The organism is Bradyrhizobium sp. 149 (assembly GCF_023073915.1).
Lineage (GTDB): Bacteria > Pseudomonadota > Alphaproteobacteria > Rhizobiales > Xanthobacteraceae > Bradyrhizobium.
The window spans coordinates 2,114,623-2,135,539 of sequence record NZ_JADPKK010000022.1 but is presented as its reverse complement, the minus strand read 5'-3'; the positions used below and the strand labels follow the sequence as shown (position 1 = coordinate 2,135,539).

The following is a 20,917-nucleotide window of genomic DNA, read 5'->3' as shown; positions in this document are numbered from 1 at the left end:
CCGGGAGAGCACGGCATAAGCCGTAAAGCCACTGCGCAGGGAAGGCCGAGTGATTGGCTACACCTGTATGCTGCTGTGCGGTTTTCCTGCGTGTGCTTTTCGCGCAGCGGACCGCGGGTGCCAGCCGGCACCCGGCCTTCCCTGCGCCTTCTTGGACAAAAAGAGGGTGAGCGACGAAGCAAAACTCGGGCGAAATGCGCCGCGAGAATGCGAAGGTGTGTCTGCGAGTCAAATGCAAGCTGGAAGAGCGACGCTGCCGCCTCTTACTCCGTCATTGCGAGCGCAGCGAAGCAATCCAGAGTCTTTCCGCGGAGGGATTCCGGATTGCTTCGCTGCGCTCGCAAGGACGATAGGGTGCGCCCTATAATGTCTGCAACAACTTGTCGGCGGCCCTGATATCCGCTGTCTCCGAGCCTTCGGCGAAGCCTTCGTACGCGGATTGAAGCCACCGTTTCGCTTCCTCGCGCCGGTCGCGTTCGGCAAGCAATCCGGCGAGATCGATCGCTGCCCGCAGCTCCCAGGCTTTGGCGCCTTTGCGACGACTCAACTCCAGCGATTGCACGAAATGGGCCTCTGCTTGATCAGTCATGGGCTGCGGCCCCGCCAAGAGAACCCTGCCTTTCATGCGCAGCAGCTCGGGCATGTACAGATGATCGCCGCCTTGCTCGACGAGGCGGATCGCGTCGTCGATCAGGCCCGCACTCCGCTCGAGCTGCCCAAGCGCCATCAAACCCTGAACAAGCGCGATGTTGAACGTCGTGGTGAGCAGCTCGTAGCCGGCATCGTGGAGCTCACGCAGGCACGCCCCGATCGTCTCGACGCCATCGGCGGCATGGCCGCGCCGGATCGCCAGCTCGCCTTTGACGCCGCGGCCGACCGCAAGGTAGGGGCCCATGGAGCGCGATTTGGCATGGGCGATGAAGCGGTCGATGTTCTCTTCGGCGCCATCGAGGTCTCCGCTCCAGAGATCGATCGAGACCGCCCAGATCAACGCAATGCAGAGCGTGATCGGATGGTCCATCTGCGCGGCCTCGATGACTGTCTGCCGGGCCAATTGCAGTGCATCCGCGGGGCGGCCCTGCAACCAAAGCTCTCGCGCGAGCGAGATGCCCGCCCGGTTGCGGTGATCGAAGCCATAGACGGTGCTGATCCGTTCCGTGCCCGGCCCCTGCCAGGCGGCCGTCAGCATTTTCACAGCGTCTCGATGCTCGCCGGCAAGATGCAGCGACACGCCGAGCAGCGAACGGGCGAGGGCGAGAGAGGCGGCATCGCCGAGTGTCCCGGCGACCGCCAGGCTCTGCTGCGCATAGCGGAGCGCAGCGTCGAACTGTCCCATCCGCTCGTGGAAGATATGCATGCGGCCGAGCAGCTGGAGCTGGTTTGGCGCGTCGTCGCGCGCCTCGGCGATCGCAAGGCTCCGGCTCAAGGCGGCACGCGCCGCTTCGCTGCCGCCGCGCGTGAACATCAAGGTCAGTCCGAGCGCGGCCTGGATGTGCATTTCCTCGGCGCTGCCGCGCGAGGGCGAATCGATCGCAAGCAGAGCCCGTTCGGACCAGCGCCGGCATTCGATCAGCAGCGACATGGCGAGAAAGACCGGAGCCGCCGCAGCAGCAAGTGCAATGCCGATGCCGGAATCGCCGTTCGCACCGAAGCACCAGTCCAGTGCGGCGCGCACGTTGTGAAGCGCGGAGAAGTGGATCGCGCGTTCGTCGGCGCTCGGCACCGTGGCCCATGTCGTGCCGGCCTGCTGCAGCCATTGCCGGTAATAGGTCGCGTGGCGGTCGGCGAGCGCCGCGTCATCAGGCTCGATCTCGAGCAGATAGGCCCGCGTCGTGTCGAGCAGACGGTAGCGCATCATGGCGCCGATCGGCCGCGGCGCGACCATCGACTTGGCGACGAGGCCGTCGATGGCATCGAACAGGCGGGAGCGGTCGACGCGTTCGTCCGGCACGATCTCGAGCGCGGCGTCGATGGTGAAGTGGCCGGCGAAGATCGCGAGTCTGCGCAGCACGAGGCGCTCGATGTCGGATAGGAGCCCGTAGCTCCAGTCCAGCGTCGCCTGCAAGGTCTTCTGTCGCGGCGGCGCCGTGCGCCGGCCCTGCCACAGCAAATTGAGCCGCTCGTCGAGCAGCGTTGCGGTCTGCACCAGGCCATAGGCTTCGACCCGGCCGGCGGCCAGTTCGATCGCCAGCGCCATGCCGTCGAGCTTGCGGCAGATGCCGGCGACGATCGCGGCATTGGCATCGTCGAGCGCGATCTGCGCGCCGCCGGCCGTGGCACGTTCGAGGAAGAGTTGAAGCGCGGGATAGGTCTGCGCCGCGGCCGCCGTCAGCCCGGGATTGTCGGGCGGAACGGCGAGCGGCGCCAATCGATAGACCTGCTCGCCCTCGACCCGCAGGGCTTCGCGGCTCGTCGCCAGGATATGGACATGCGGTGCGGCGTGGAAGATCTCGGCGGCCAGCGGCGCCGCGGCTGTGATGACGTGCTCGCAATTGTCGAGGATCAGCAGCATCCGCTTGTCCCGGAGATGCGTGAGCAGCGCGGGCAGGGGATCGTCGGTCTGGGCCGGCAAGCCGAGCATCAGCAGGATCGAGGTGATCACGAGATCGGGATCGCTCAGCGCGGCAAGGTCGATGAAATGTGCGGCGTCGGAGAATGTCTCGAGCAGGTCGTGAGCGATGGCAACGGCGACGGCGGTCTTGCCGACACCGCCCGGGCCGGCGATCGTGATGAAGCGCGAGCCGATGAGCCTGTCGGAAACGGCGGCGATCGCATCGTCGCGCCCGACCATCCGTTGCAGCCGGTTCGGCAGTTTGACGGGCGGCAATTCCGTTCGCGGTGCGGTGTGCGGCTGTGCCGGGATATTCACCTGCGAGATCGGCGCCACGAAGCAATAGCCGCGGCCGGAGAGTGTGGTGATGTAGCGGGCACCATCCTGGCCGTCGCCAAGGATCTTGCGAAGCGCTGCGATGTGAAAGCGCAGATTGGCGTCCTCGACTGTCATGCCGGGCCACACCAGCGCCATCAGATCAAACTTGCTGATGACCTGGTTCGGCCGTGACATCAGCGCGAGCAGCGTGTCGAAGGCCTTTGCGCCGAGCGGCAGCGCGGCGCCATCGCGGGTCACGAGTCTTTCATGTGGCGTCACGGTGAATGGCCCAAACGAGAGGGTTCCCGTTGCGGTGCCGGCCGGCTCGGTCATGGCGGAATCCTGATCCTTCGAAAAGACCGGATAGCCAGATGATCGCGATCCGGCAAGGCCGTCGACTGCGCCGCGATCAGACCGCGGATTCAGACCTTGTGAGGCGAGCGAGCCGAGACCTCACAACTTCTCACAAGTCCAAACGGGTGTCTCGCGGCAGCCGCTGCTAGTCAGTGTGCGACGGCAAGGAGACCTTCATGACCCAAGCGGCAAAATTGCTCTACACGGCCCGGACCCGCACCAGCGGCGGGCGACAGGACGGCATATCGCGCAGTTCCGACGGCCGCCTGGATGTCAAGCTGTCGCCGCCGGGCGACACCGGCATCGGCACCAATCCCGAGCAATTGTTCGCGGCCGGTTGGTCGGCCTGCTTCGAAGGCGCGATGGAGATCGCCGCCCGCAAGCGGAAGATCGAGCTCCCCAGGAAATGCGCAATCGATGCGGAGATCGACCTCGTGCTCGACGAGGGCGCCTATTCGCTCAGGGCGCGCCTCGATGTCAGCCTGCCCGGTCTCGACCGCGAGATCGCGCGCGGCCTCATCGATGAGGCGCACCAGACTTGCCCCTATTCCAAAGCCGTCCGCGGCAACATCGACGTCACGGTCGCGCTGATCTGACGTACCACCACCAACCATCAACAAGGTAGCAACGCCATGAAACAGATCATTGACCAGCACCGCCGCCAGTTTTTCGGCCTCGCCGCGGGAACCGTCGCAGCCGGCCTCGGCGTGATCGGCCTCGCCCGTGCCGAATCGGAGGCGCCGCGCTCCTCCGCGACGAATGCGTCGTTCGGCGCGATCAAGCAGATCGATGCCGGCGTCCTCAACGTCGGCTACGCGGAGGCCGGCCCTGCGAACGGTCCCGTCGCGATCCTGCTGCACGGCTGGCCCTACGACATTCACGCCTTCGTCGATGTCGCGCCGATCCTGGCAAAGGCCGGCTATCGCGTCATCATCCCCTATCTCCGCGGTTACGGTTCGACGCACTTCCTCTCCGCCGAGACGCCGCGCAACGGCGAGCCGGCAGCGATGGCCACCGACATCATCGCCCTGATGGACAAGCTCGAGATCAAGAAGGCGGTGATCGCCGGTTTCGATTGGGGCGCGCGCACCGCCGACATCATCGCCGCGCTGTGGCCGGAGCGCTGCCGCGCACTGGTGTCGGTCAGCGGCTATCTGATCTCCAGCCAGGCCGCCGGCAACGCGCCGCTGCCGCCGTCGGCCGAGCTGCAATGGTGGTACCAGTTCTATTTTGCGACCGAGCGCGGCCGCGCCGGATACGAGAAGTACACGCATGATTTCGCAAAACTGATCTGGAAGCTTGCTTCGCCGCAGTGGAAGTTCGACGACGCCACCTTCGCCCGCAGCGCGGCGGCGCTGGACAACAAGGATCATGTCGCGATCACGATCCACAATTACCGCTGGCGGCTCGGGCTCGCCCAAGGCGAAGCTAAGTACGAGCATCTCGAAAAGAAGCTCGCGGCGGCACCTGTCATCGAGGTGCCGGCGATCACGATGGAAGGCGATGTCAATGGCGCGCCGCATCCCGACCCAAGCGCCTATGCCAAGAAGTTCTCGGGCCGGTACGACTATCGCCTGATCACCGGTGGCGTCGGCCACAATCTGCCTCAGGAAGCGCCGCAAGCCTTTGCCAAGGCCGTCATCGACGCCGACGGCGGCGCCTGAGGATTTTGGCAAGACCTCGGTCCGGCAAGGCTGGACCGAGGTCTACATGCGATCTCAGCTCAATGAAGCCTCATGACCACAATGAAATCTGAAAAGTCAAAATTTCCATCCCCTGCGACGATGATCGTGCTGACCGTGCTCCTCCTCGCCGTTGTCCTGACCTGCGTGCCGTATCTTGTCACGATCGCGCTTGCGGAAGATCCCGCGACAGCCGATGCCTCGCCGATCTACGGCGTCACAATTCCGCCCGGCTACAAGCAGTGGGAGTTGATCGCGCCGGCCGAGGAGGCAGCCCCACTCGACGAGCTCCGCGCTGTCATCGGCAACCAGACCGCGCTCGACGCCTATCAGGCAGGAAAGCTTCCGTTCCCGGACGGCGCCATTCTGGTCAAGCGCGCCTGGAAGCGGAAGCAGTCGCCCGAATTTGCGTCCGCGACGATTCCCGGTGAGGCCACCACCGTCCAGGTGATGGTCAAGGATGCCAGAAAATATGCGGCCACCGGCGGCTGGGGGTTTGGCCGCTTCGTCAACGGCAAGCCGGTCGACGAGGCCCAGCATCGCACCTGCTTCGCCTGCCACGAAGCCCGCGTGAAGAGCCGCGACTATGTGTTTACGAAGCTTGCGCCTTGAGTGCGGAGGTTCACTCCGCCGCCACCATCTGCTGCGCGCGCCACTGGCCGAGCAGGGCGCGGAGCGAAGCCGGCTTGACCGGCTTGTTGAGCACCGCGACATTTTCCTCGCGCGCAGCCATTTGCACGGCGGGGCTGCGGTCGGCGGTGATCAGGATCGCCGGGATGCCGTCGCCGAAGCGGCGACGGATATCGCGGATCGCGGCGATGCCGTTGCCGCGGTCGAGATGGTAGTCGACTAGCAGGCCGGTCACGCGGCGGCCGGCAGTTTCGATCGCGGCGATCGCGCCCTCGGGATCTGCGACCGCGATCACTTCGGCGTCCCAGGCCTTCAGCAGCGTGCGCATGCCGTCGAGGATCGCGGCGTCGTTCTCGATGCAGACGATCAGGGTGCCCGAGATCGGCGTGCGCGCGAGCGGCGTCGCGCTGGTCACGGCCGCGGTGTGGGTGATCGCCTCCGCCGTCGGCACCGTCACGGAAAACACCGAGCCGCCGCCGACATTGGAATCGATGGCGATGCCATGGTTGAGCACGCGCGCCAGCCGCTCGACGATCGACAGTCCAAGGCCGAGGCCGCGGGCGATCCGGGCGCCCTGCTCGAGGCGGTGGAATTCCTTGAAGATCTCGCCGCGCTTGACCGTGGGAATACCGACGCCGGTGTCATAGACGCAGATCTTGAGCGAGGCGCCGCGGCGGCGGCAGCCGACCAGCACACGGCCGCGCGGCGTATACTTGATCGCGTTGGAGATCAGGTTCTGCAGCAGGCGCCGCAGCAGCAAGCGGTCCGATTCGACCGGCAGCGAGCAGGGCACGAAGGCGAGCTCGAGATTCTTGGCGCGTGCGACCGGCGCGAACTCGATCTCCAGCGAGCGCATCAGGTCGGCCATCTTGAAGCTCGAGATCGAGGTCGTCATCGCGCCGGCGTCGAGCCGGGAGATGTCGAGCAGCGCACCGAGGATCTCCTCGATCGCCTGGAGCGATTCGTCGATGTTCTCGACCAGTCGCGTCTCCTCGCCGCTGTGCTGGCGCTCGACCAGGCTCGTGACATAGAGCCTGGCCGCGTTCAGCGGCTGGAGAATGTCGTGGCTGGCGGCGGCGAGGAAACGCGTCTTCGAGATGCTGGCGTCTTCGGCCGCGCTCTTGGCCTGTGCCAGCTCGGAATTCAGCCGGGTCAGCTCTTCGGTGCGGTCCCGCACCCGCTTTTCCAGCGTCGCATTGGCGCGCTCCAGCGCTTCGGCCGCTTCGAATGTGGGCGTGACGTCGGTGAAGGTGATGACGAAGCCGCCGCCGGGCATGCGGTTGGTCAAAATCTCGATCACCATGTGGCGGTCGGGCAGGCGCTCCAGATAAGGCTCGCTGTCTGTGGTGTAAGCCGCGAGCCGGCGCTCCAGCATGGCCTCGCGCTCGACCGGGTCATCCGGCTCGCTCACGCCCATGAATTCCAGGATCTCACGCAACGGCGTGCCGAACTGGATGAAATGCGGGGGAACATTGAGCAGATCGCCGAACTGCCGGTTGGAGCAGATCAGTTGCAGATCGGAATCGAATACCGCGATGCCCTGGCGGACATGGTTGAGCGCGGTCTGGAGGATCTCGCGGTTGAAATGCAGCGCCGCGTGGGAATCGTCGAGCAGTTTGAGCGCAGCCTTGGCGGAGACTGTCCGCTTGCGCAGCAGCAGCGACATCACGAGACGCGAGGAGGCCGCACCGATCGAGGAGGCGATCAGGTGCTCGGCGTGCTGCAGCAGCTCGAAATCGGCGGGTGCCCCGGACTCCAGCCGCACATTGCGCCGCGCGGAGAATGCCTCGAACGAATGCCGCGCGCGGTCCGGCCCGAGATATTGCGCCACCGTGGTCTGGATGTCCTGCACCGTGACGGTGGTGCGCCAGCGGCGGAAGTTCGGGGAGATCGGCGCGAGCGTGTTGGGCACGAACAGATCGGCCTGCACCAGTTCGATCGAAGACGGCCGGCGCGCAAGCGACAGCAGCACATAAGTGAGGATGTTGAGCGACAGTGACCAGATGACGCCGTGCATCAGCGGCGGCAGGTCGGCGCCGAACAGCGCCTGCGGCCGCAGCGCCTCGATCCCGAACGGGCCGTGCTGGAGCAGCAGGATGCCCGAAGTCGAGTCCATAAAGCTCGGGATGAACAGCGTGTAGAGCCACACCGCGAAGCCGACCAGCATGCCGCCGATCGCGCCGCGCGCGGTCGCGCGCCGCCACAGCAGCCCGCCGAAGAAGCTTGGTGCAAGCTGGGCGATGGCGGCAAAGGAGAGCAGGCCGATCGCGGCGAGCTGGGTATTGCCGAGCGCGCGGTAGTAGAAATAGGCCATCACCATGATGGCGAAGATCGCGAGCCGGCGCGAGCGCAGCAGGAAGTCGCTGAAATCGGCGCCGCCGGTGCGTCCCTCGGGCCGTCGTTGCAGCACCAGGGGCACTACGAGGTCGTTCGAGACCATGATGGAGAGCGCGACGCATTCGACGATCACCATCGCAGTCGCCGCCGACAGGCCGCCGACGAAAATGGCGACGCTGAGCAACTCCGCACCGCCCTCCATCGGCAGCGCCAGCACGTACATATCAGGGTCGGCGGCGCCGAACGGAAAGCTGACGAGGCCGGCGAGCGCGATCGGGATCACGAACAGATTGATGGCGACGAGGTAGAGCGGAAACAGCCAGCGCGCGCGACCGACCTCCGCATCCGAGGAATTCTCCACCACGCTGACGTGAAACTGACGCGGCAGCAGCATGATCGCGCACAGCGACAGCAGCGTCATGGTCAGGAAGTTGCCGATCGAGGGCGAATAGTTGATGGCGCGCACCGCCTCTGGTGTCTTCATCGCGCGCTCGATCAGCTCGTGCGGCGAGAACATCCAGAAGGTGACGAAGATGCCGGCGGCAAGGAAAGCGACCAGCTTGATGATGGATTCGGTCGCGACCGCCAGCATCAGGCCGTGCTGATGCTCGGTGGCGTCCGTCTGCCGCGTGCCGAACAGCACCGCGAAGGCCGCCATCGCCAGCGTCACGATCAGCGCCACGTCGCCGACGATCGGGATGTGGGAGAAGGCCTGGTCTTCGCTCAGGATGGTTTCGAGCGAGGAGGCGACCGCCTTGAGCTGGAGCGCGATGTAGGGCACCGAGCCGATGATCGCGATCAGCGCGACGGTGGCCGCCACTGCCTGGCTCTTGCCGTAGCGCGCGCCGATGAAGTCGGCGATCGAGGTGATGTTGTGGGCTTTCGCAAGCTGGATCACGCGGCGGAGCACGCCGGCTCCGAGCCCGATCATCAGGATCGGGCCGACATAGATGGCGAGGAAGTCGGTGGAGGTGCGGGTGGCGAAGCCGACCGAGCCGAAGAAGGTCCAGGAGGTGCAATAGATCGCCAGCGACAGCGGATAGATCAGCCCGGAGGCGCGGCCGCGACCAGCCGGCGAGCGGCGGTCGCCATGGCTCGCCACCAGGAACAGAAAGCCGATATAGCCGAAGGCGGCGGCGATCACGCCCCAATCGTGCAGCATGGCGAGCGTGCTTCTCCCGGGGCGCTGGCAGCGCCCGCTCTCGTTTTCCCTGTAAATCTAGCGCGTTGGACGGTCGCAAGCGACAGCGAAATGCCGTGCGAGCGCGGGAACTGGGGTTGTCGTTAAGGTGCCAACCCCAACGTCGCCCTGGCGAAGGCCAGAGAGCCGCAACAATTCATAGCTGGGGTAATGGGTCTTGGCTTTCGCCAGGACGACCGGGAGCTACTCCGCCGCCAGCGATTTCTCGCGGAGCGGCAGGCCGAGGCGGTCCCACACCTGCAGCAGGGCTTCAGCGAGCCGATCGATCAGGCCGTCATCGTGATAGGGCGAGGGCGTGATGCGCAGGCGTTCGGTGCCCTTGGCGACTGTCGGATAGTTGATCGGCTGGATGTAGATGCCGTGCTGTTCGAGCAAGAGGTCGGAGGCCTGCTTGCACTTCTCGGCATCGCCGATGAACAGCGGGACGATGTGGGTGTCGCTCGACATCACCGGCAGGCCGGCGGCGTTGAGGATCGCCTTGACGCGGGCGGCGCGGTCCTGGTGGCGCTCACGCTCCCAGCTTGACGTCTTCAGATGCTTGATCGCGGCGGTCGCGGCCGAGCAGATCGCCGGCGGCAGTGCGGTGGTGAAGATGAAGCCCGGCGCATAGGAGCGCACGGCGTCGATGATCTGGCCGTTGGCGGCGATGTAGCCGCCGAGGCAGCCGAACGCCTTGGCGAGCGTGCCTTCGAGAATGTCGATGCGATGCATCACGCCGTCGCGCTCGGCGATGCCGCCGCCGCGGGGGCCGTACATGCCGACGGCGTGGACCTCGTCGACATAGGTCATCGCACCGTACTTCTCGGCAAGGTCGCAGATCCTGGCGAGCGGGGCGATGTCGCCGTCCATCGAATAAAGGCTCTCGCAGGCGATCAGCTTGGGCCGGCTCGGACCCGCAGCCTTCAACAGCGCTTCGAGATCGGCGAGGTCGTTGTGGCGGAACACGACCCGCTCGCAACCGGACTGGCGGATGCCCTCGATCATCGAATTGTGGTTGAGCTCGTCCGACAGGATCAGGCAGTTCGGAATGAGCTTTGCGATGGTCGCGATGCCGGTCTGGTTCGAGACGTAGCCGGACGTGAAGAGCAGCGAGGCTTCCTTGCCGTGGAGATCGGCGAGCTCGGCCTCGAGCTGCACCAGCGGATGGTGCGTGCCGGCGATGTTGCGGGTGCCGCCGGCGCCAGTGCCGACGCGGGTCGCGGTCTCGACCATGGCGCCGACCACCTTCGGGTGTTGACCCATGCCGAGATAATCGTTGGAGCACCAGATCACGACGTCGCGCTTGCCCTTGGGCGAGTGCCAGAGCGCATGCGGGAACCGGCCGGCGATGCGCTCGAGATCGGCGAACACGCGGTAGCGCCGCTCCGAGTGGAGACGATCAAGGGCGGAAGTGAAAAACTGGCTGTAATCCATCGTCAAACCTGCAACGGAACTGACCAAAGGGCCCCGTATTCTTAGAGCTATTCCAGCTCTAATGTCTATGCGCTATCCCACATTTGGACCTGCGGGGCATTTGGGCAAAATGCCCTATCGTGCGATTTGAAACTTGATCCGGATCAAGTTCGCGCGAGGCGCAATGTTGCTCTGCACCATTGCGCCCGGGCTAACTGCGCGCCCCGATCGCCTGATGGGCGTGCGCGGCGGACTTGCGCACATGTCCATCGCCGTCGTTCAGCAGCGGGGTCAGCGCGGGCAGGACGTCCGGATCGCCGAAAGTCTCGGCGATCTCGCAGGCCCACAATCGATGCCGAGGAAGCTCATCCCTGGAAAAAGCATCGAACAGCAGCCGCCAATTGCTCGCAGCGGCGCCTCGCCGCAAGGTCCACGCGGCTTCCTTCCGAACTCCGATTTCCGGATCGCGCCTGTAGAGATTAAAGATCGAATGGAAATCCGCCTCATGCCAGATATTCGCAAGGGCGCGAAGCGCGCACTCCCGCGTCGATGCTTCGGGCGCCCTTAGAAAGGGCAGCACGAGATCATGAGCTTCGGCAAGCTTCCAATGCTCGACGATGCCGCAGGCGGTGCGCCTGACGTAATCCGACGGATCCGAAAAGGCAGCAACAACGATCGTGCGGAGTTCGGGCCCCCGCTTGTGCTGTCCAATGATCTCGATTGCGGTCCGCCGCACGAAAGCATCGCTCGATGCCGCCAGAGTCCGAAGCTCGTTCAGCACCTCGTCGTCGTCGCGCGAAACCAGGCTGCGGATGGCCTCATGGGACATCGGTGGCTCAGTTCTCACGTCGTCCTGAACTGAAGCACGCCGTCTTTCGTCTCCGCCGTCAGCCGGCCCTCGACGATCATGTAGTTGACGTGGGCGACCAGCTCGCCGGCGGCGAAACCCATTTGGTGTTCGTCCAGGACGTGCTTGTTGAACACGACCGGCACCAAGGCGCGCGAGGTCTGCGGCACCTCGCGGCAAGCTTCCGCGATCAGACGGCAGCGCTCCTCGTGGTGATCGGCGAGCTGCTTGATGCGGGTCTTCAGCCCGTAGAACGGCACGCCGTGGCCGGGCAGCACCAGCACGTCATAGGGCAGCGTCGTGGTGAGGCTGGCGAGCGAGGCCAGATATTCGCCGAGCGAGTTCTGGTCGGGTTCGACCGCCCACACGCTGACGTTCGGCGAGATCTTGCTCAGCACCTGGTCGGCCGAGAGGAACAGCTTGTCATCGGCACAATACAGCATCACCTGATCGAGCGCGTGACCGCCGCCGGTGATCACCTTGAAGCGACGCGTGCCAATCACGACGTCCTCGCCATGCGAGATGCGGCGGTAGGACGGCGGCAGCACCGAGACGCGCTTGAGATAGTCCTGGCCGCGGCCGAGCAGTTTTTCGGTGAGCGACTCGTCCATGCCGTGGCGGCGGAAGAACAGCCGCTGCGCCTCCTGCCGCTCCTCGGTGCCGCGGTTCTGGTGATAGACCGATTGCAGATATTCGACCTGCGACATCACCAGCGGGCAGTTGAATCGCTCGACGATCCACCCGGCCAGACCGACATGATCGGGATGGGAATGGGTCACGATCAGGCGCGTGATGTTGACACCCTTCAGCGGCCCGTCGAACAGCTTCGTCCAGGCCTCGATGGTTTCCTCATTGCCGAAGCCGGCATCGATCATGGCGTAGCCATCGCCGTCGGCGAGCAGGTAGATGTTCACATGATTGAGTCGGAACGGCAGCTTCAGCCGCGCCCACAACACCCCCGGCTTCACCTCGACGACCTCTTCGGGGCCGGGATGCTGTTCCCAGGGATAGCGCAGGGCTTCGGCGGAGGACTGCACGGCGTCGGTTTTTGCGTTCATTCTACCGGCTTAAACCCACCGCTCCCGCCGCGCCAGCCGAAAAAGGACGCGAGCGGGGCTCGCATAGCGGTCATTCCGGGCGACGGAACGGCGGGCTACGCCGCCCGCATATTGTTGAGGAACGCGTCGATCTCTCCGCGCAGCATGTCGGCTTCGCGGCGGAGCGCGTCGGAGGCGCCAAGCACTTCGTTCGCCGCTGCGCCGGCTTCCGCCGAAGCCGTGGAGACGCCGACGATGTTGCTGGAGACCTCGCTGGTGCCGCCGGCCGCATGCTGGATGTTGCGGGCGATCTCGCGGGTCGCCGCGCCCTGTTCCTCGACCGCGGCGGCGATCGTCGTGGTGACGTCGTTGATTTCGCCGATGATCCGGCCGATGCCCTGAATGGCGCCGACTGCGGAGGTGGTGACTGACTGCATGCTGGCGATCTGGCTGCGGATCTCTTCGGTCGCCTTGGCGGTCTGGCTCGCCAGGCTCTTCACCTCGGAGGCGACCACCGCGAAGCCGCGGCCGGCCTCGCCCGCGCGCGCCGCCTCGATGGTGGCGTTGAGCGCCAGCAGGTTGGTCTGCGAGGCGATGGTCTGGATCAGGTCGACCACGACGCTGATGCGGCTCGCGCTGTCCGCAAGGCTCTGCACGGTGGCGTCCGTAGAACCGGCTTCGTCGACAGCCCTCCTGGCGATCTCGGCGGAGGTGACCACCTGCTTGCTGATCTCCTGGATCGAGGACGACACCTGTTCGGTGCCTGATGACACGGTCTGCACGTTGACCGAGGTTTCCTCCGCGGCCGACGCCACCGCGTTCACCAGCGCGTTGGACTGGTCGGCGGTGGTGGACATGCTCTGCGCGGTCGTCTGCATCGAATTGGCCGACTGCGCGAGGTTGTCGAGCGCGGAGCGTACGGTGCCTTCGAATTCGGCGATCTTCGCTTCCATGCGCGCGGCACGCTCGGCCTTGGCGAGCCGGTCCTTGTCCTGCTCGCCGGCGAGCGTCCGGGCTTCGATCATGCTGTCGCGGAAAACGGTCAGCGTGTTTGTCATCGCGCCGATCTCGTCATTGCGCTTGGCGCGCGCGATCTCGGTGTCGAGATCGCCGGCCGAGAGCAACTGCATGGCGCGCTGCAGGCCGGTGATCCGGCGCAGAATGTTGCGGCCGACATAGAGCCAGACGAACAGCGCCGAGCCGACCAGCGTCAGTGCGCCGAGGGCCAACATCGCGGTCGTCGCCAGCGAAATCTCCTGCCGTGCCTGGAAGGTCGACGCGTTGGTCTCCTTCTGCACGCCCTCGACGAGCTGCTGCACGCTGATGCCGAGGCCGACATTGAGCTTGCGGGTCTCGTCCAGAATGGTCTGGCCGTAGTCGATGGCGTCGAGCTCCTTCTGGCGGATCTTGAACACGCCGGTCTTGCCCTCACCGAAGGCGAACAGTTTTTGCACGGAGTCGCGCACCGCTTGCATGGAGGCCATGTTCGGCAGGTCCTCGAGATTCGACTTGACGCGGTCGCGCGTCGCCTTGAACTCCTTCTCGATCGCCTCCAGCGTATCGCTGTTGTTGGCCGACAGCGCCGCCATCATGTCGGCGGCCATCAGATTGCCGTTGGCGGAGATGGTCGCGACCTGGGAGACGGTGCGGGCAGCTTCGGTGGCATCATCGGCGGAAACTTCCGCCGCGCCGAGAATCGCGTTCAGGCGCGTTTGCGCGTCCAGCATGGCAGGACCGGCCGCGCCGACGAAGGTGAGCTGCGCCTTGCGGAGCGCTTCATACTGCTTGTCATGCAGCGCGCCGGTATCGAGCCGTTCGCGCGCGGCCGACACCAGGCTCTGGGTCGCCTCGTCGATGCTCTTGGCGGTGTCGCGCAACGCGGTTGCGATCTGCTTGTCGGCGCCGAGCTCGATGATCTCGCCAAGCTTGGTCATGGCGAGCTGCTGGATCTCCTGCACCTTCTTGGTGCGCTCGTTCAGCGCCTCGTCGGACGGCGACGCCAGGAGGCCCGGCCCCTGTGCCGCGAGGGTTGCGCTTTGCGATGCGAGTTGAAGGCTGGCGGAGAGGCGCGGGATGTCGCGGCCGCTCAGGTCCATCATGGTGTTGCCGAGATGGTTGAAGACGAAGCCGGCACCGGCCGCAATCACGAGGCCCATGCCTGCGATCACAGCGAAGGCCGTGAACAGGCTGCCGCGCACGCCCCATGTCGGCATCTTGAAACGAGGCCGGATACGACCAAGCAAACGGCCAAGGCCCAGACGGATCGCCATCGAAATTCCCCCACGTGTGATCTTTATATTTTTCGCCGCGGAGTATCTTCGGGACGGGTTAAAAGATCGCAAGTTTCTCAATCGGTTGCCTGCGTTCCGCACAGCGAAAAAAGGAGGGCCGGCAACAATGCCGGCCCTTCATCACGATAAGTCTTGATAACTGTTCAGTAGCGCGCGACCGCCGAGTTGGCCCAATTGAAGCGGTAGTTGACGCCCGCCTTGATCGTGTGGTCGTCGGTGGTGAAGTTGCCGGTGCCCGCCAGCGGGCCCGCGGTGAAGTGCGCGTCGCCGAAATTGTAGTACTGGTACTCGGCCTTGGCCGACCAGTTCGGCGCGAACATGTATTCGAGGCCGGCGCCGACGGTGTAGCCGTTGCGGTGGTCGCCGCTGATGATGAAGCCAGCCGGCACGCCGCCGACGGTCACCTTCTCGTTGTTATCCGAATAGGCATAGCCGCCCTTCACGTAGAGCAGGCCCGGCCCCCAGGTGTAGCCGACGCGGCCGGTAATCGAGCCGAGACCGCGCTGGTCGTTGGTGTAGGCGATGCCGCCCGGGAACACCGCGCCGACGCTGCCGGAGAGCCAGGAATACTGGCCTTCGACGCCGACCACGAAGTTCGGGTTGAACTGCCAGTCTGCACCGGCCTGCACGCCGCCGAGGAAACGGCCGTTGCCGTTGTTGCCGGTGGAGAGGCCGCTGAAATTGTTGTCGCTGGAGAACGCGCCGCCGACATGGCCGCCAATGTAGAAACCGGTCCAGTTGTAGATCGGCGCGGCATAGGCGGGCGCGGGCGCCTTGTAGTAGTTGCGGTTACCGAGATCGGCACCGAGCGCCGGCGCAGCAGCACCCACCACGAGCAGCGCCACGGTCGCAAACAGAATCTTCTTCATAGTCCAAACTCCAACACTTAGGTCCCCGGCAGGCGCGCTTTCCGCGCCGGCGTTGGTTTTGCAGATAGCTCGCTTTTGACGAAAATGCTGTCACATGCATGGCACAGCGGCAGCCAACCTAACTTATTGGGCTGTAAATGAATTTCGTGCTTAATGTCGGCTTAAGAAGTGCTGAAGGAAGGCTTAACCCGGCGCTGTTCCGGTAACTTGCGCCTGCTATCTCGTTAACCAAGACGGCGCCGCGCCTCATCGCGCATCTGTTCGCGGAATGCCGCGCGCTTCGCGGGCCGGTCCTCCTCGCGCACGTCATGACGATCGAAGACGTCGAACTTCTCCAGAATCGGATAGCGCTCGCTCGCCATCGCGAGCACGCGCAGCACCTTGGTCGCCGACGGTGTCGGGCCGCTCACTTCCCAGCGCCGGATGGTGTCGGCGCCGCCCTTCTCCGGCAGTCCGCAAAGCCGGGCCATATCGGCCGCGGTGAGCTTGCGCTCGAGGACGTCTGAGAGGTCGTTGCGGAGTTGCTTCAGTTCGGGACCGGTCATGTCGCCTCAATACGCCAAGTCGATGAGGTGAATGCACTAGCGCTGATTCGGGTCCATCCGAAGGCGAGGCGCGCGTAGCGGGCGGTGGGGCCTGCTAGTCTCGCCCACGGTGGCGCCGATCATGCCGTGCGACCGCGCTCCGGCACCTTCGTCTGCGCACGGAGTTATGAACGGCTGCCTATGGAAATCCTCCACTGAATGAACAGATGGCAAGGGGCCGCAGCGAAAAGGGATCTGCCATGACAAGCATCAAACCCGCCATTGCCGCACTTGTCACCATCGGGTTGCTTGCCGCGCCGTTCGCGGCCGAAGCCAAAAAGCACCGGTCAAGCCGATCTTACAGTACCGGCATGTTGGCTCCGAACTATGGGAGCGCTGGATCTCAGGTAGCGCAGCCCAGGATCTACGGGTCGTCCGGACAGTCCGTGGGGACGGTCACGGCGCCATCGGTCGGAACGTATAATTGGCCGTCGGTCGGCGTGACCAACGCAGTCCCCACCTGGAGTAACACCAACCCGCCCGTCAGGTAGCGCGTCTGTACGGCGAGCCGATGCCGGTCACCCTGTGCCGGTCGCAAGGCCGAAGAGAAGATAGAGCGCGACCAGTAATGGTCATGGCGGTGAGGACTAGGCCTCTCGAATCGTTCCGGGACAGCGGTCCCCGGATCCTAAATTCCCCGGCCGCTCTGTTGACCGATCACGCAGCGCCACGCCGCCAAGCGCTCGGCCGGATGCTGGTTCATCCATTCGGCCAGCTGCGGCGCGCCCATCAGGCACGACTGCACCGAGACCTGAGCAAAGTCAGATGTGGTGACGATCTGCTCGTGGCAATTTCCTGGTGAGGCGAGACTACAGAGCACGGCGATGATCTTGATCACGACAGGTCGCCCCTGTCGCCGCCGATGAAGGTGCGGCCAATCGTTCCCTTGGACTGCTCCTCACCGGCCGCATCGGCCGGTGGGAAGATGCTGTCGTAAATCGCTCGAGCCTCCTGAATGAGGCGCGCTCGCTCGCGCTCGGATTTTGATACAAACCGAATAACTTCGCCCATGTTGGCTCCGAATATCAGTTAACAAGTCCGTCATGAGATGATGTCGATCATGCAATCCTCATCTATGATGCCGACCTTGGCTTTGAAACGGTGCTGCTGGTCACGACAGGATAAAAACCTCGTGACCTGGCTCCGGCATTCCCAACGACCGCGGCGTTCTCTCGCGCTCGTTGGTGAAGCTGTTCACCGCCTCATGTCCGTTGCGCGGCTTCAGCCATCGAGCGAAGCATGATGGTGTCAGCCTACCCTTGCCCTTGCCGACAAAAACGGTCTCGCAAAGCAAATGCCGCAAGATCAAATAGGTTTCTCTTCGTTCCGCGTACAAGTTTTGGAACCATATCCAGCCCGGCGCCCCGCCACGGCCGCTCGTCTCACGCCGCCGGCGCGCGATCCTTCCGCCCCGGCACCGCCGCGAGCAGCTCGCGCGTGTAGGCGTGCTCGGGCGCTGCGAACAGCTGCGCGGTCGGCTTCAGCTCGACGATGGCGCCGCGCTGCATAACGGCGATGCGGTCGCAGATTTGCGCTGCGACGCGCAGATCGTGGGTGATGAACAGCATCGAGAGGCCGAGCCGCGCCTTGAGGTCTTCGAGCAGTCGCAGCACCTGCGCCTGCACGGAGACGTCGAGCGCGGAGACGGCTTCGTCGGCGACGATGATCTCGGGCTCGAGCGCGAGCGCGCGCGCAATGCCGATGCGCTGGCGCTGGCCGCCGGAGAATTCATGCGGATAGCGCTCGAGCGCGCCGGCATCGAGGCCGACCAACTTGAGGAGATCGCGGGCGCGGTCGAAGGCCACTGTCGGCTCGATGCCGGCCGCGATCGGACCGTCGGCGATGATGTGACCGACCTTGCGGCGCGGATTCAGCGAAGCGAACGGATCCTGGAAGATCATCTGAATGCGATGGCGCTCGGCGCGCAACGCCCTGCCCGAAAGCTGCGTGAGATCGGTCTCGCCGATCCGCACGGTGCCGCGGTCGGCTTCGATCAGCCGCATCACAAGGCGGGCCACGGACGATTTGCCAGAGCCGGACTCGCCGACGAGGCCGAGCGTCTCGCCTTTGAGGATGTTGAAATTGACCTCGCGTGCGGCGTCGACGCGGCGGTCCTCGCGAAACCAGCCGCCCGAGGTAACGTAGGTCTTGTCCAGTCCGATGACCTCGACCGCCTTGGCTTGGTCGTCGAGGGGGCTGCGGGCGGGCGGGTCCATCGAGGGCACGGCGGCGAGTAGCGCTTTGGTGTAGTCGTGCTGCGGCGAGTTGAAAACGGTTGCGGCGGGACCTTCCTCCACGATCTTGCCATGCCGCAATACGACGACCTGGTCGGCGATGTCGGCGACGACGCCGAAATCATGGGTGATGAACATCACCGCCATGTTGCGATTGCGCTGGAGGTTGCGGATGAGCTTCAGGATCTGCGCCTGCGTGGTGACGTCGAGCGCGGTGGTCGGCTCGTCCGCAACCAGCACCGCCGGCTCGAGCGCGAGCGCCATCGCGATCATGGCGCGCTGGCGCTGGCCGCCGGAGAGCTGGTGCGGATAGGCGCGCACGATGCGCTCGGGATCGGGCAGGCCGACCTCGCGCGCCAGCGACAGCGCCTTGGCGCGCCGCTCCTTCGGCGTGAGCAGGCCGTGCGCCTCGAACATCTCCGCCATCTGGTCGCCGATGCGCATCAACGGATTGAGCGCGGTCATCGGCTCCTGGAAGATCATCGCGAGCCGGCGGCCGCGCAGATCGCGCCAGCCGTCCTCGTCGAGCTTGAGCAGGTCGCGGCCCTCGAACTGGATCTCGCCGGAGGTGACGGTGACCGTGTCCGGTAGCAAACCCATCAGCGCGTGCGCGCACATCGACTTGCCGGAGCCGGATTCGCCGACGACGCAGACGATCTTGCCGGCCCTCAGGTCGAGCGAGATGCCGTCGACGGCGAACGGCCGCTCGGCGCTCTTGGGCAGCGCGATGCGCAGGTTCTTGATGGAGACGGTCGCGGGGGCAGTCATGATCAGCGTCCCTCGCGCGACAGGCGCGGATTGAGCGCGTCGTTGAGGCCTTCGCCGATCAAATTGAGCCCGAGCACCGAAATCAGGATCGCGACGCCGGGAAATACGGTGATCCACCAAGCCTGCCGGATCACGGTGCGGCCGGCGCCGACCATGTAGCCCCAGGAGATCAGATTGGGATCGCCGAGGCCGAGGAAGGCCAGCGAGGATTCCAGCAGGATCGCGGTCGCCACCATCAGCGAGGCCAGCACGATCACCGGCGACAGCGTGTTCGGCAGGATTTCGCGCAGGATGATCCAGGTGTTGCTCTGGCCCGTGACCACGGCGGCCTGGACGTACTCCCGCGTGCGCAGCGACAGTACCTCGCCGCGAACGAGGCGCGCGACCGGCGGCCAGCTCACCACCGCGATCGAGGCGACGATCGAGTAGATCGAGGGCTGCAGGATCGCGACCAGCACGATCGCAAGCGCGAAGCTCGGAATGGTCTGGAAGAACTCGGTGAAGCGCATCAGGGCGTCGTCGACCCTGCCGCCGAAATAGCCGGCCATGGCGCCGATCGGCACGCCGACGACCAGCGCCACCAATGTGGAGACCATGCCGACGAGCAGCGAGACGCGCGCGCCAAAGATCATGCCGGCGAACACGTCGCGGCCGAGCGCATCGGTGCCGAGCGGCACCGTCGCGAGCGTGAATGGCGGCAGGAACGGCCGCTGCACCATGCGCCAGGGCGAGTTCGGGAACAGCATCGGACCGAACACCGCGACTGAGATCGCAAGGAGCAGGATGATGAGCCCGATGACGCCGCTCGGGCTCCTCAGCATCGATTTCCAGAACTGTTTCATGTGGTGAATTCGATGCGCGGGTCGACCAGGCGATAGACCAGGTCGGTGATGAGGTTGAAGGTCAAGACCATGGCGGAGCAGATCACGAAAACCCCGAGCAGCAGATTGTAGTCGCGCTGGAGCAGGGCGTCGTACATCAGGCGTCCGATGCCGGGCCAGGCGAACACGGTCTCGGTGATGACGGCGCCGCCGATCAGCGTGCCGGAGTGGACGCCGGCGAGCGTCACGACGGGCAGCAGCGCGTTGCGCAGCACGTGGCGGCGCTGGATCACGGCATCGGAGAGGCCTTTCGCCCGCGCCGTCTTGACGAAGTCGAGCCGCTTCACCTCAAGCATCGAGGCGCGCGTCATCCGGGTGTAGGTCGCCATGAAGAACAGGCCGAGCGTCATCGCCGGCATGATCAGGTGCTTTGCGACGTCGACCACATGGGCAAGGCCGGTGAGATTGGCGCCGACCGTCTCGTAGCCGAAGCTCGGCAGCCAATCCATGGTGACCGAGAACAGCAGGATCCCCATCAGCGCCACCCAGAAAATCGGCATGGCGTAGAAGATCAGAGCGAAGATCGTGATAGCGGTATCGAGCCATGTCCCCGCGAAGCGCGCCGCGAAGGTGCCGAACAGCACGCCGAGCATCAGCGAGATCGCGAACGCCGTCAGCGTCAGCAGCAGCGTCGCCGGCAACCGTTCCAGGATCAGCTTCGATACCGGCGCCTGCTGGCGGAAGGAGAAGCCGAGGTCGAGCGTCACGACGCCCTTGACGTAGATGAAGAGCTGCTCGGGCAGCGGCTTGTCCAGGCCGAACTTCTCCCTGAGCTGCTGGACGAAGATCTGGTCACCGGCGCCGGCCTCGCCCGCCATCACGACCGCGGGGTCGCCGGGCGCAAGCCGGATCAGGAAGAAGTTGAGGACGACGATCGCGAGCAGGACGATCACGCCCTTCACGACACGCTGAGCGACGAAGGAGAGCATTGTTAGATGACG

At 65.1% G+C, this 20,917-nt stretch carries 17 protein-coding genes; 4 read left to right on the top strand and 13 right to left on the bottom strand.

All coding sequences use genetic code 11. From position 1 onward, the window contains the following. Window positions 1–361: 361 nt before the first annotated feature. Window positions 362–3,202: a winged helix-turn-helix domain-containing protein gene (locus IVA88_RS27875; protein ID WP_247500340.1), complete on the bottom strand. Its 2,841-nt coding sequence runs from the start codon at window positions 3,200–3,202 to the stop codon at window positions 362–364. 197 nt (window positions 3,203–3,399) lie between these two features. Between IVA88_RS27875 and IVA88_RS27870 the strand changes: the two genes are divergently transcribed. The 3 genes from IVA88_RS27870 (at window position 3,400) to IVA88_RS27860 (ending at window position 5,517) form a co-directional block, all read left to right on the top strand. Beyond that, on the top strand, window positions 3,400–3,819 hold the full coding sequence (locus IVA88_RS27870) for an organic hydroperoxide resistance protein (protein ID WP_247500339.1): 420 nt from the start codon (window positions 3,400–3,402) through the stop codon (window positions 3,817–3,819). Between the two features lie 36 nt (window positions 3,820–3,855). Next, a complete protein-coding gene (locus IVA88_RS27865; protein ID WP_247500338.1) occupies window positions 3,856–4,887 on the top strand; it encodes an alpha/beta hydrolase in 1,032 nt (343 codons plus the stop codon). 72 nt (window positions 4,888–4,959) lie between these two features. Continuing rightward, window positions 4,960–5,517: a cytochrome P460 family protein gene (locus IVA88_RS27860; protein WP_247500337.1), complete on the top strand. Its 558-nt coding sequence runs from the start codon at window positions 4,960–4,962 to the stop codon at window positions 5,515–5,517. A gap of 10 nt (window positions 5,518–5,527) precedes the next feature. Here the strand turns inward: IVA88_RS27860 and IVA88_RS27855 are convergent, their stop codons facing one another. The 7 genes from IVA88_RS27855 to IVA88_RS27825 form a co-directional block, all read right to left on the bottom strand. Next, a complete protein-coding gene (locus tag IVA88_RS27855) occupies window positions 5,528–9,034 on the bottom strand; it encodes a PAS domain-containing hybrid sensor histidine kinase/response regulator (protein WP_247500336.1) in 3,507 nt (1,168 codons plus the stop codon). A gap of 222 nt (window positions 9,035–9,256) precedes the next feature. After that, window positions 9,257–10,486, bottom strand: coding sequence for a 5-aminolevulinate synthase (gene hemA, locus IVA88_RS27850; protein ID WP_247500335.1), 1,230 nt, complete (start codon window positions 10,484–10,486; stop codon window positions 9,257–9,259). A gap of 190 nt (window positions 10,487–10,676) precedes the next feature. Continuing rightward, a complete protein-coding gene (locus IVA88_RS27845; RefSeq protein WP_247500334.1) occupies window positions 10,677–11,294 on the bottom strand; it encodes a HEAT repeat domain-containing protein in 618 nt (205 codons plus the stop codon). Window positions 11,295–11,308: 14 nt separating this feature from the next. After that, window positions 11,309–12,370: an MBL fold metallo-hydrolase gene (locus IVA88_RS27840; protein ID WP_247500333.1), complete on the bottom strand. Its 1,062-nt coding sequence runs from the start codon at window positions 12,368–12,370 to the stop codon at window positions 11,309–11,311. Between the two features lie 95 nt (window positions 12,371–12,465). After that, entirely contained in the window at window positions 12,466–14,619 is a 2,154-nt protein-coding gene (locus tag IVA88_RS27835) for a HAMP domain-containing methyl-accepting chemotaxis protein (protein ID WP_247500332.1), read from the bottom strand. Window positions 14,620–14,783: 164 nt separating this feature from the next. Beyond that, a complete protein-coding gene (locus IVA88_RS27830; protein ID WP_247500331.1) occupies window positions 14,784–15,509 on the bottom strand; it encodes an outer membrane protein in 726 nt (241 codons plus the stop codon). Window positions 15,510–15,733: 224 nt separating this feature from the next. Continuing rightward, window positions 15,734–16,054: a hypothetical protein gene (locus IVA88_RS27825; protein ID WP_007599476.1), complete on the bottom strand. Its 321-nt coding sequence runs from the start codon at window positions 16,052–16,054 to the stop codon at window positions 15,734–15,736. Between the two features lie 239 nt (window positions 16,055–16,293). On the opposite strand from IVA88_RS27825, the gene IVA88_RS27820 reads away from it, so the two are divergent. After that, window positions 16,294–16,584, top strand: coding sequence for a hypothetical protein (locus IVA88_RS27820; protein ID WP_247500330.1), 291 nt, complete (start codon window positions 16,294–16,296; stop codon window positions 16,582–16,584). Window positions 16,585–16,721: 137 nt separating this feature from the next. On the opposite strand, the gene IVA88_RS27815 is transcribed toward IVA88_RS27820, so the two are convergent. From IVA88_RS27815 to IVA88_RS27795, 5 genes are all read right to left on the bottom strand, one after another. Further along, entirely contained in the window at window positions 16,722–16,931 is a 210-nt protein-coding gene (locus tag IVA88_RS27815; protein ID WP_247500329.1) for a hypothetical protein, read from the bottom strand. Next, window positions 16,928–17,104, bottom strand: coding sequence for a hypothetical protein (locus tag IVA88_RS27810; protein ID WP_247500328.1), 177 nt, complete (start codon window positions 17,102–17,104; stop codon window positions 16,928–16,930). Before IVA88_RS27810 ends, IVA88_RS27815 begins: the two co-directional genes overlap by 4 nt. A gap of 371 nt (window positions 17,105–17,475) precedes the next feature. Continuing rightward, on the bottom strand, window positions 17,476–19,095 hold the full coding sequence (locus tag IVA88_RS27805) for an ABC transporter ATP-binding protein (RefSeq protein WP_247500327.1): 1,620 nt from the start codon (window positions 19,093–19,095) through the stop codon (window positions 17,476–17,478). A gap of 2 nt (window positions 19,096–19,097) precedes the next feature. Beyond that, a complete protein-coding gene (locus IVA88_RS27800; RefSeq protein WP_247500326.1) occupies window positions 19,098–19,937 on the bottom strand; it encodes an ABC transporter permease in 840 nt (279 codons plus the stop codon). Beyond that, window positions 19,934–20,905, bottom strand: a complete 972-nt coding sequence (locus tag IVA88_RS27795) for an ABC transporter permease (protein WP_247500325.1) — start codon at window positions 20,903–20,905, stop codon at window positions 19,934–19,936. The genes IVA88_RS27800 and IVA88_RS27795 overlap by 4 nt, the downstream gene beginning before the upstream one ends. Between the last annotated feature and the right edge of the window lie 12 nt (window positions 20,906–20,917).

Coding starts and splice junctions, on each gene's coding strand:
- IVA88_RS27860 (WP_247500337.1), top strand. CDS start 4,960: ATGACCACAATGAAATCTGAAAAGTCAAAATTTCCATCCCCTGCGACG.
- IVA88_RS27800 (WP_247500326.1), bottom strand. CDS start 19,937: ATGAAACAGTTCTGGAAATCGATGCTGAGGAGCCCGAGCGGCGTCATC.
- IVA88_RS27820 (WP_247500330.1), top strand. CDS start 16,294: ATGACAAGCATCAAACCCGCCATTGCCGCACTTGTCACCATCGGGTTG.
- IVA88_RS27825 (WP_007599476.1), bottom strand. CDS start 16,054: ATGACCGGTCCCGAACTGAAGCAACTCCGCAACGACCTCTCAGACGTC.
- IVA88_RS27855 (WP_247500336.1), bottom strand. CDS start 9,034: ATGCTGCACGATTGGGGCGTGATCGCCGCCGCCTTCGGCTATATCGGC.
- IVA88_RS27865 (WP_247500338.1), top strand. CDS start 3,856: ATGAAACAGATCATTGACCAGCACCGCCGCCAGTTTTTCGGCCTCGCC.
- IVA88_RS27830 (WP_247500331.1), bottom strand. CDS start 15,509: ATGAAGAAGATTCTGTTTGCGACCGTGGCGCTGCTCGTGGTGGGTGCT.
- IVA88_RS27810 (WP_247500328.1), bottom strand. CDS start 17,104: ATGGGCGAAGTTATTCGGTTTGTATCAAAATCCGAGCGCGAGCGAGCG.
- IVA88_RS27805 (WP_247500327.1), bottom strand. CDS start 19,095: ATGACTGCCCCCGCGACCGTCTCCATCAAGAACCTGCGCATCGCGCTG.
- IVA88_RS27835 (WP_247500332.1), bottom strand. CDS start 14,619: ATGGCGATCCGTCTGGGCCTTGGCCGTTTGCTTGGTCGTATCCGGCCT.
- IVA88_RS27875 (WP_247500340.1), bottom strand. CDS start 3,202: ATGACCGAGCCGGCCGGCACCGCAACGGGAACCCTCTCGTTTGGGCCA.
- IVA88_RS27845 (WP_247500334.1), bottom strand. CDS start 11,294: ATGTCCCATGAGGCCATCCGCAGCCTGGTTTCGCGCGACGACGACGAG.
- IVA88_RS27840 (WP_247500333.1), bottom strand. CDS start 12,370: ATGAACGCAAAAACCGACGCCGTGCAGTCCTCCGCCGAAGCCCTGCGC.
- IVA88_RS27870 (WP_247500339.1), top strand. CDS start 3,400: ATGACCCAAGCGGCAAAATTGCTCTACACGGCCCGGACCCGCACCAGC.
- hemA (WP_247500335.1), bottom strand. CDS start 10,486: ATGGATTACAGCCAGTTTTTCACTTCCGCCCTTGATCGTCTCCACTCG.
- IVA88_RS27795 (WP_247500325.1), bottom strand. CDS start 20,905: ATGCTCTCCTTCGTCGCTCAGCGTGTCGTGAAGGGCGTGATCGTCCTG.